Origin of the sequence: Aeromonas sp. Y318-1, from assembly GCF_027706125.1 — a bacterium.
GTDB lineage: Bacteria > Pseudomonadota > Gammaproteobacteria > Enterobacterales > Aeromonadaceae > Aeromonas > Aeromonas hydrophila.
Map to the genome: position 1 here is coordinate 1 of NZ_JAPDCM010000042.1, position 1,421 is coordinate 1,421.

Here is a 1,421-nt window from a genome sequence, read left to right on the forward strand (position 1 = left end):
CTCACAGCCAAACTATCAGGTCAAGTCTGCTTTTATTATTTTTAAGCGTGCATAATAAGCCCTACACAAATTGGGAGTTAGACATCATGAGCAACGCAAAAACAAAGTTAGGCATCACAAAGTACAGCATCGTGACCAACAGCAACGATTCCGTCACACTGCGCCTCATGACTGAGCATGACCTTGCGATGCTCTATGAGTGGCTAAATCGATCTCATATCGTCGAGTGGTGGGGCGGAGAAGAAGCACGCCCGACACTTGCTGACGTACAGGAACAGTACTTGCCAAGCGTTTTAGCGCAAGAGTCCGTCACTCCATACATTGCAATGCTGAATGGAGAGCCGATTGGGTATGCCCAGTCGTACGTTGCTCTTGGAAGCGGGGACGGAAGGTGGGAAGAAGAAACCGATCCAGGAGTACGCGGAATAGACCAGTTACTGGCGAATGCATCACAACTGGGCAAAGGCTTGGGAACCAAGCTGGTTCGAGCTCTGGTTGAGTTGCTGTTCAATGATCCCGAGGTCACCAAGATCCAAACGGACCCGTCGCCGAGCAACTTGCGAGCGATCCGATGCTACGAGAAAGCGGGGTTTGAGAGGCAAGGTACCGTAACCACCCCATATGGTCCAGCCGTGTACATGGTTCAAACACGCCAGGCATTCGAGCGAACACGCAGTGATGCCTAACCCTTCCATCGAGGGGGACGTCCAAGGGCTGGCGCCCTTGGCCGCCCCTCATGTCAAACGTTATGCAGCCAAATCCCAACAATTAAGGGTCTTAAAATGGTAAAAGATTGGATTCCCATCTCTCATGATAATTACAAGCAGGTGCAAGGACCGTTCTATCATGGAACCAAAGCCAATTTGGCGATTGGTGACTTGCTAACCACAGGGTTCATCTCTCATTTCGAGGACGGTCGTATTCTTAAGCACATCTACTTTTCAGCCTTGATGGAGCCAGCAGTTTGGGGAGCTGAACTTGCTATGTCACTGTCTGGCCTCGAGGGTCGCGGCTACATATACATAGTTGAGCCAACAGGACCGTTCGAAGACGATCCGAATCTTACGAACAAAAGATTTCCCGGTAATCCAACACAGTCCTATAGAACCTGCGAACCCTTGAGAATTGTTGGCGTTGTTGAAGACTGGGAGGGGCATCCTGTTGAATTAATAAGGGGAATGTTGGATTCGTTGGAGGACTTAAAGCGCCGTGGTTTACACGTCATTGAAGACTAGTCCTTTGCATAACAAAGCCATCAAACCGGACGCCAGAGATTCCGCGCCTGTTGCGCATGGCTTCGCCATTTTATGCGCAATAGGCGCGCCACCCTGTCGCCGTTTATGGCGGCGTTAGATGCACTAAGCACATAATTGCTCACAGCCAAACTATCAGGTCAAGTCTGCTTTTATTATTTTTAAGCG

The 1,421-nt window shown here is 49.9% G+C and carries 2 protein-coding genes; both read left to right on the plus strand.

Going from position 1 to position 1,421, the window contains the following annotated elements:
* The first annotated feature begins 131 nt into the window (after positions 1-131).
* A complete protein-coding gene (locus tag OKB87_RS23490; RefSeq protein ID WP_063840321.1) occupies positions 132-686 on the plus strand; it encodes a fluoroquinolone-acetylating aminoglycoside 6'-N-acetyltransferase AAC(6')-Ib-cr5 in 555 nt (184 codons plus the stop codon).
* Positions 687-782: 96 nt separating this feature from the next.
* The gene (locus tag OKB87_RS23495; RefSeq protein WP_001749986.1) at positions 783-1,235 is read left to right on the plus strand and encodes an NAD(+)--rifampin ADP-ribosyltransferase Arr-3; all 453 of its coding nucleotides are present in this window, start codon (positions 783-785) and stop codon (positions 1,233-1,235) included.
* The last annotated feature ends 186 nt before the right edge of the window (positions 1,236-1,421 follow it).